Source organism: Streptomyces sp. NPDC111802, from assembly GCF_055634335.1.
In genome coordinates this window covers 1-8,384 of sequence record NZ_JBVKCZ010000110.1, presented here as the reverse complement: position 1 = coordinate 8,384, position 8,384 = coordinate 1, and the positions used below count along the sequence as shown (strand labels likewise).

Here is an 8,384-nt window from a genome sequence, read left to right as displayed (position 1 = left end):
CAAACCCGTCGCCGCAAGCGACGCCGCTAACGCACTCGATAACGCCAAAGACATCCCACCGGCCCAACGCCGGCGCTGCCGTAACTCCATCACCAGTCCCATCTATACATGGATATATGCATGTCGACATGTCGTGCAGGCCGAGGAATACCCGTAAAGATCATGATTTTTATCTCGCATGACGCGCCGTGAGGTAATCGGGTGGATACTCACATAATCGGCCCATCGGAAAAAACGTCTCCTGCCGTAACACCATGCCGCTGGATCACGCCGACGGATTGTGGAAGGACGTCAGGTCATTTCCTGTTGCCGGCTTGGATGCGGCCACAGTGCGGCGGGTTGCGAACATCAATGTCGAAGCGGCCGAGAATTCCGGGCCTTCGAAGCTGAGATGGAGGTATCCGGTGCGGTCGTCAGATGCCTTGGCCGCCACGCCCCAGGCCAGGTCGGCGATACAGGTCCCGGGGCGGGTCGGGTATGAGGTGCTGGGCCTGGCGCCGAAGACCGACTCCTTGATCTGGTCGGTCCAGGTGCCGACCTGTGACAGTGGCGACAGGACGCCCGGTATCCCGGCCTCCGTCGGCGTAGGGGCACGTGCCCGTGGTTTCTGGTGATGAAGCTGGTAGAGAACGGCCATGATCACCTACGGCCACGGGCGCTCGGCGTCCATGTCCGACCACCCAAATACTCACCCTCCGAAGACTCCGGCCGGCTTCACTACCCGCGATGAGGCAGCAGCCGCCGCATTCGACTAACTCGCTGCCCAAACCCTGGAGGGGGTTCAGACAAAGGAACCCGAAGCGCTGGTGTATGTCTCTCATGTACCCGTCGATGAGCCCACCGTGCGCGTGTTCTACGAGCTCTACGCGGACCGGGAGGCCTTTGCCCAGCACGAGGAGCAGCCGCACGTGATGCGGTTCCTGGTCGAGCGTGAGCAATATCTGGTCGGCACGCAGGTAACGTTCCTCGATGAAGTGGCGGGCGAGGGACCCGCACAGCCTGGCACTTAGCGCTGCTGTAACTCGCGAAATGCGAGTGCTCGTTGCAAGCGGGGTACAGCTCCCATCTCTCGCGCGGCGAGACGAGCTCCTGCAAGCGGCCGCGCGCCCGGGGCGGCAGGTTAGCCAGTGAACCCGGCTGTAATAGAGGTGAATTTCCAGGCGTCATGATCGGTGCCGGAACAATGCCCGATTGTGCCACCGTTCGGGCAGGGGCGATCGCGGTTGACCGACCAGAAGGCGAGGCGGCCGATGTGGTGGGAGTTGGCCCAGTCCCGGATCCGGGTCCAGGTCTCGGGGGTCGTGATCTCTCCGCCGTCGCTGCGGCCGTTCATGCCGGAGATGCCTATGTGGGCGTAGGCGGTGGCGTCGTTCCAGCCGAAGGTGCTCTTCAGCTTGTTCTTCAAGACTTCGGTCGCGTTAACGGTGGCGCCGTAGATGTCCGAGCCGCCGCCGATGTCGAAGGGCATGATGGTGAAGACATCGATGTTCGACTTGAGCTCGGCGGCCCGCTCGATGAGACGGTTGCCCCAGGGGTTCTTGGTGAGACTGCCGAAGGTGATGATCGTCTTCAGGCCGGGATTTTTCTGCTTGACGATCTTCAAGGCACCCAGAATGCGGTCCTGGACGGTCGGGTTCTCGAATTCGTCGGTGTTCTCGATGTCGACGTCGATTGCCTTGAATCCGTAGGTGTCGATCACCTTCTGATATGCGTCGGCCAGGGCTTCCTGGGAGTGGCAGTTGGGGCCGAGCTTGTTGCCGCTCCAGCCGCTGATGGAGGGGATGACGTCGCCGCCGGCCGCGCGAATCGCGTTGATGGTGCTCCGATGGGCCGCATGCATGAGCGGTCCATTGTTCCAGGCGGGCTTGCAGCCACCGGAAGCATGGATGAAAGCCATGGAGAAGGTCTTGACGCCGGTCTCGTTCATCACCTTGGTGACATTGGGCATCTTTTGATTGAGGTTGAGGTAAGGGGCCGCCGGCCTCAAGGGACCCGCCTGGGCGGGCATGCCGGGTCGTCCTTCGTGCGCTGTCTCGGGCTTGGCGACCACGTTCGTGGTCTCGGCGATCGTCGGTCCCTGGGCTCCGGCGACCACCGCGGGAGGAACCTGACCCGCCGTGGCATTCGCCGGGCTCTGCACGGAACTCCCGGAGACAACGCCGTGGTGGCTCCCCTGCTGGGCCTGCCGGGCGAGCTGTGCGAGCTCCCGCCGCTGCTGCGGGGTGAGCCGGGCAAGCTCCTGCTGCTCCTGAGGGGTGAGCCTTGCCAATTCCTGCCGCTCCTGCGGCGTTAGCCCCGCCAAGGCCTCACATTCCTGCGGTGTGAGCCGGGCAAGTTCGTTCCGCTCCCGCGGAGTGAGCTGCGCCAGTGCTTGCCGTTCCTGTGGGGCCAGTTCCTGCGCATGAGCAGGGCAGGCTCGCGACGCGTACTCCTTTGCCTGTAGTGACGAAATCTGCGCGGCAGGTCCGGCTGCATACGAACTCGTCGCGGCCGTCAGAATCAATCCTGCCGAAACAGGCACGGTCACGGCACCCAGCTTCAAGGCTTGCTGCTGCCTCAGGCCCCGCCCTTTACGCACCTTCTTGTGACGTGCCGGCACACCATCCTCCAAACAGGCCCAACCGAGACAGGCAAACGCCACCATGGCTTCCTGGCAACCGGGCAGTTCCGATGTGCGAGCTCAGCCTCTCACGGGATTGCCGGCTCATTCCGATAATGGCTATCACAGGCGCGCTTTATCGCAGGGCCGCACACGCGATCAACTCCGAAAGGAATTTCCGCCTTCTGCGACCGCCAACTCGAGCGCCCTTCATCCAAAAATGATTTCGCCTACCCCTCGACTGTGCACTCTAGCTCCATCATGCAAGAAAGCGCGTCGCCTGGCATGACAAGGACGAAACAAAAGAGAGCGCACACGCGTGAGAATCTTGTAAGCCGCATAACAAGCCACGGTCCCGGTCGGTGGGCCCCCCGGGCCGAGGGAACCCAGCGTGCGGGCGGCCGGGCGGTGTAACACGTGAAAATCCATAGAGAAACCGAAATGTGTCCCCTGTCATACGGAGAGGCAACCGGACGCACTGTCCAGCATCCGCGCTAAGTCAAAAGCTCCATCATTGTCATGCCGTCCACAAACCTTTGGGTGATCATCAAGCGCCCCTTTATTACCCAACTTACATGATCAAAATCACGTCTGCCGTTGCGTAACGGAGTGCTTAGTCACCGGAGATGACGCCACCAGCTTGGTGTGTTCTTCTGGGCTCGCACCCGATGCGAGCGCGGCCTCGGACCGCTGGGCGTGTTGAGCGATCCGAGAGAATCCTCCCGGGACCACCGGGACGGATATGCAGCACGATTGGTCAAATTAAGACGAATTCCCGGGGCAGATGGTGCTGAAGGTGAGATTTGGTCTTTGCTGCACATCACTGTCTCGTGCAGTCGATTGACCTACGGTATGGGAAAGGAAGGCAAGCTCCGGGTATGCGTGAAACACCCGACGCAGATCGCAAGCGGCTCGATCTGAGTGTCCCCCAGGTCGCCGGCAGTGCCGTGGCGGCAGTTGCAGCGGCCAAATTGGCGTCGTACTTCGGGGTGTACGGCACGATCCTGGGCGCCGGTGTCGTCAGCATCGTAGCCACGTGCGGGGACAAACTGTTCCAGCACTTCTTCAAGAACACAGCAAAGCAGCTAAAGGAGGCAAAAACCCCAGCTCGTCCCCGCAAACAAGCACCACAGGCTCTGGGAGAGTTCACCGAAGCGTCGGTACACCGCGCGCGCGTGAAGAGCTGGCGAAGGCCGGTAGCCGCGGCCGCCGTCATCTTCGGCGTGACCATGGCCGGCATCACGACCTACGAACTCATGTCGGGCAGCAGCTTCAGCGGCGGGACGGGTACGACCGTCGGTGACGCCGTCACCCGACGGGGCTCGGCCTCAACGCCCGATTCCCCTGCCAAGCCCAATGAGATAACGACTCCTTCCGGTACTCCGTCCCACGAGCCCACGTCCGATGCCGACGGTCGGGCAACCCCCACTACAGCTCCGACGCCCAGTGCCACTCCGAGCGGAGATCCGAACGCCACCACGGATGAGGTGCCGAGCGACAGCGCAAGCTCGTCCCCGAACTTCACTCCCGAACCCGGCGGGAGCGCATTGACACCTTCGACGACCCCAGATCCATCCACAAGCAGCCAGGCTGGAACGAGGGTCCCGGTCACGGAGATACCTGAATGATGGGCCCGACCTCGACTTGGCCGACCTCGAGGCCGACAGTGACGCGGCCGGGTAGGACAGTTCGTTCGGCACGGACATCGCCGACCTGCTAGGCGAGGGCGGCGTTCTTGCCCGCAGTTGGCATGAGAAGTCGGTGAACCTGCGGACCGGCTTGGCACCCAGCAACACGCACCGGCAGCGATGGGTCGGCGCGCTCCAGCCACCGCTATCGCGATCCGCAGGGTCTCGTATTTCACCGGGCAGGGTGGGTACGAGACCCTGCGGAGGGAAGGGAGGGTTCCAGGCTCCATCCAGAAGAACAGAGTGGCCCGAGGCTCATACATGACGCCGCGTCACTCATTTGGCTCAGACCGGCGAAACGGCCAGACTCGCGGCTTCAGCCAGTAGGCCGCGGACAATTGGCTTCCCGCGGCTGACTCCTTCGCAGCATGCACACGCTCTCGCCCTCGCCCTCGCCCTCGCACAGCGAGTTGATCACATGGCTTGAAGGCCAATTCCCTACAAGTGCCCGCTGCTGGGCGCCGGTCAGTCCCCGTGGATCCGACAACCTCGCATCAAAGCGCTCAAGGTGGTCTGAAGGTGGGCCGCTGTTCGCCGTGGCGTCATAATTTGCCTGGCACAGGATCTACATGGGCGGGATGGAGTGTTGCGCATGCGCTCCGCCCTTTCGGTGAGGTGATGAATCCGTCAGCCGGACGTGCTGGGTCCGGCTGACGGATTCGGGACTGCGGCCCCACCTCAGCGACGCATGACGGCGCGTACCCCGCGTGAAGTACTGCTTGGCCCGCCGTGGCGCCATGGATCGCCGTGCTGTCTTTCGCGCGGTCCAACCGGACGTAGCGTGTTTGCGGCTATTCCTACGATGGGACCCTCACGGGAAGCTTCCGTGAGGGTCCCATCGAACCCGCCCTCGACCACCGCATCGTCAGTTCTGCGGTGGCCAGGACCCGGGTGTCATATCAGCGGCGCTTGCCGCCAATCAGCGTCGCAGCGGGCCGAGCGTCCCCTCCTCGCCCGGCCCTGCTTGCGAACGCCCGCGCGAGCGCGCGGAACCCCTGGTGCCGATGTGGGGATCATCCATCGGCACCAGGGAGCATCAATGTCCGTTGTCCGCCCTGCGTCGGATCAGGTGAACGACCGTCCTGCCCAGCACTTTCAGGGCAGCGGTCCCGCGGGCAGCGGCCGACCGCCAGAAGCCGTCGGCGGACTGCTTGGGCCGATCCACACCTCTGGCGTCCACATGGTCGCAACGACCGTTCCATGCGTACGAGCCACCCTCCGAAGCCCCCGCGCAAGCCGCCGACCAGGACCCATTGAGGTCCAACAGCTCCGCGGACCCCGCTGGGCCCCCGGGCAGCAACTCCTTGTGGCACCCGGCGCAGAAGTGTCGAGTGCCGGGGGAGCTGGGGGGCATGAGTCCTTCCTTCCTCTACATCCCGGGCGTTTCCGTGCGCTCCGCTGCTTGTATGACACTTCGACGAGCTGACTATTACGCCGGCTTGAGCCAGTTCGGGCGTGATCTCAGACACAATGAGCCGCTCAGCCTGCGTTGACCAGCGAGAATGCGCCCGCGCCCCTCCTGCGGTGGGCATGCGGTGCCTTGCGACGCGGACTGGTGCGACCGGTGCCACGGGGGGTGACCGGCGGATGGCCCATCGGGCGGGTGGCTCCAACATGTAGCGATAGCTCGTTCAGCCGAGGTTCGCGGCTTTAACAGGTAATTCAACCCTTTGCATGAGAAGGTACCTTTGATGCTGTTTGACCATTTCTGGCTTCGGGCCTGCGCGGTCAGAATCCCGGCGCAGGAAGGGAGGCACCACGTGACGAAGCACCGCGTCACAGGGTTATTAGGGAGCGCTGAGGACGGCCTCCGCGGCGGCTGAGAGCCGCCGCGGAGGCCCCTCCGGTGCGTGGGCTCTGGCCACCGATTCGTAGGCGGCACTGCCATTGCTCTGCCGCTGCTCGGCAGGCGGTTCAGGTCGAGTCCGGACGCGCAGGGGCTTGGACTTCGGGCGATTGTCCTTGTCCTCCGAAGGGACGACACGGCGGCCCGGACCACCACATTGACCGCCTCCGTCACCGCGCGTCCGCGACTTTCCGGACGGGACCTTGGCCTGTGCTCAGGTCCGTAGCCACAGACGATGTCGCCCGAACGGCGGAGGGCTGCGATGTCGAGGAAATCGCCCCTCAGATCAAGGATTCCGCAGCTGCCCATGGCTGCTTCGCCGATGCTCCTGTGCCCTGGCTCGCACTGGACGACCTCATTGAAGGCATCGCGCTGCCGACTACCGAGCCAATGAAGCGCACCCGGCAAGGTCGAGGCGTGCGACGCAGTGTGGTCGGCAGCGGGCCCCTCCCGTACCTGCTGACCGAGCAGACCCTGCACCGGCCACCCCTCAGTACGGCCAGCAAGCACTCACGCCGCCGCCCCGGCCTCTGGCTCTGTCCGCTAACCCGGCAGCAACAGGGGCAATCCGCACCCCCAGGCCGACCCTACGGTGAGACGGACGGCATGGGACCAGGGAAGACCTGGGGATGACCGCCTCCATGTTACGCCAGAATTCCCATATAAGCCGGTAAACCCGTGGGCCTCCGTGCTGTTGTAGTAATCCCGCAGTTCACGAGTGGTGTCTGATCGTGAAGCCCGTAATACCGCGGATCTCCTCCGCGCCCGCTCAGGAAGTTCACGCGATGACCGGGACCGCTGATCCCGTCCGGGGCTGACGCAGATACGGTCAAAGACCGTTCCGCAGGCTGTAACCGCGAGTGCGAAACTGGGGTACCACGACCTGCTGCCGATCTGTCGCTCACCGTGCAACCGGTCGCAGACTGCTCCCTGTCCGCTGGTACTGCAGTGTCGCGACACTGCCATCGGAGGCTGGATGATGGACCCGACTGGCAAGTCAGGCCCGAAGAGACGGATCCACGACCCGCGGGACGCCTCGATGGCTCTGCTCGGCTGGGCCCAGCCGCCCTGGCGTACGTGGTGCGCCGACAGTCGGGAGGACGCGGTGACCGGCCTGGTCGCCTTTCCCGACTTCCACAAGCGGATACCTGCTCATGTCGCGGCCACTCTGCGAGGAGAAGGGCTGGTGGGACTCGCGATCGGAGATGTGGACGGTCTCAAGAGCTACGTCGAGCAGGTCAACGCGACCGACCCCGACTGCTACGGACATCTCGCCGGCAACAAAGTGATGACCCGTCTCGGCACTGTCACGCGTAAGTGGTTCCACGAGCAATCCTGGCGTTCCGGTTGTGTCGCCACCTTCGGTGGTGACGAGGTCATCGTGTCCGCAGCGCTGGACGATGCCGTTGACTTCTACCGGTCCATCCTCCTTCTGAGCGACCGGCTCGCCGACGCACTGCCGGTCCCTGTCTCTTTCGCGCTGGCCTTGGCCTCCGCCGACAACCTCCCGGCTGAACGCAGTAGCGGCTGGCAGTCCCTCTTCATGGACCGCTTACTGACCACGGTGGACCGCTCCCTGTTTCTCCACAAGGCTGCCCGTCTCGCCTGCGGCGGCGAAGGCGGAACCAGCGTCGTCGCCGAGCTCCCCCCACCCGGCCAGAGGGCCACATCACGGGATCACCGCACACTGCTGCCGTTACCGACCGCCGCAGAGGCATTGCACGTGCTGGCCCGTGCAGCCTGTCCCGAAGTCCTTGGCACGCTGGTCTTGCCCTGTTCCGCACCGGCCACGCCGAGTGGCAGCCCGCTTCGGATCACATTCCCGGATGGAACAGTGCGTACCACTCATCCGATCTCCCTGTATGGCCAGGCCGCCATTCGCCATGAGACGGCCCTATCCGCAGGACCAAGCCTCCCGCTCACGCTCCGGCCCATGCACGAGGAATCCAGCCACTAGGGCCTGTCGTTTGGATCTGGTCGGCTGAGAGAGACTGCGCCTCTCAACCGACCCGAGCGGTGTCTGGTGCGTGCAGCTGCAAGGCGGAGGAGGGAGTCGACGCGGAGCGTCGGCGACTGACGACAACGCGGCTGGGGGTCCCCCCTTTGAGGGAGTGCGTGCCAGGCCCCGCGACGCCGGCATGATCCAAACGATAGGCCCTAGTAGTACTTTGTTACGTTGAGTGATCTCGGCTGATCGTGGGCAGCTTCCCGGAGTGAGGTTGGGGGAAGTGGACCGGCTCCGGGGCGAGTT

General features: G+C 64.1%; 5 protein-coding genes. 3 read left to right on the top strand and 2 right to left on the bottom strand.

Going from position 1 to position 8,384, the window contains the following annotated elements:
* Nucleotides 1–265: 265 nt before the first annotated feature.
* The gene (locus ACZ7NC_RS43515; protein ID WP_471497548.1) at nucleotides 266–637 is read right to left on the bottom strand and encodes a hypothetical protein; all 372 of its coding nucleotides are present in this window, start codon (nucleotides 635–637) and stop codon (nucleotides 266–268) included.
* Nucleotides 638–770: 133 nt separating this feature from the next.
* Here ACZ7NC_RS43515 and ACZ7NC_RS43510 point away from each other — a divergent pair, with 133 nt between their 5' ends.
* The gene (locus ACZ7NC_RS43510) at nucleotides 771–1,010 is read left to right on the top strand and encodes a putative quinol monooxygenase (protein WP_471497550.1); all 240 of its coding nucleotides are present in this window, start codon (nucleotides 771–773) and stop codon (nucleotides 1,008–1,010) included.
* A 110-nt stretch (nucleotides 1,011–1,120) separates the two neighbouring features.
* Here the strand turns inward: ACZ7NC_RS43510 and ACZ7NC_RS43505 are convergent, their stop codons facing one another.
* Nucleotides 1,121–2,644: a hypothetical protein gene (locus tag ACZ7NC_RS43505; protein ID WP_471497546.1), complete on the bottom strand. Its 1,524-nt coding sequence runs from the start codon at nucleotides 2,642–2,644 to the stop codon at nucleotides 1,121–1,123.
* A gap of 833 nt (nucleotides 2,645–3,477) precedes the next feature.
* Between ACZ7NC_RS43505 and ACZ7NC_RS43500 the strand changes: the two genes are divergently transcribed.
* On the top strand, nucleotides 3,478–4,227 hold the full coding sequence (locus ACZ7NC_RS43500) for a hypothetical protein (RefSeq protein ID WP_471497544.1): 750 nt from the start codon (nucleotides 3,478–3,480) through the stop codon (nucleotides 4,225–4,227).
* A gap of 3,011 nt (nucleotides 4,228–7,238) precedes the next feature.
* Nucleotides 7,239–8,090, top strand: a complete 852-nt coding sequence (locus tag ACZ7NC_RS43495; RefSeq protein ID WP_471497542.1) for a nucleotidyl cyclase domain-containing protein — start codon at nucleotides 7,239–7,241, stop codon at nucleotides 8,088–8,090.
* The last annotated feature ends 294 nt before the right edge of the window (nucleotides 8,091–8,384 follow it).

What these genes read in the sequence shown, in the direction of transcription:
- ACZ7NC_RS43505 (WP_471497546.1), bottom strand. Translation starts at nt 2,644, where the DNA reads ATGGTGGCGTTTGCCTGTCTCGGTTGGGCCTGTTTGGAGGATGGTGTG.
- ACZ7NC_RS43500 (WP_471497544.1), top strand. Translation starts at nt 3,478, where the DNA reads ATGCGTGAAACACCCGACGCAGATCGCAAGCGGCTCGATCTGAGTGTC.
- ACZ7NC_RS43515 (WP_471497548.1), bottom strand. Translation starts at nt 637, where the DNA reads ATGGCCGTTCTCTACCAGCTTCATCACCAGAAACCACGGGCACGTGCC.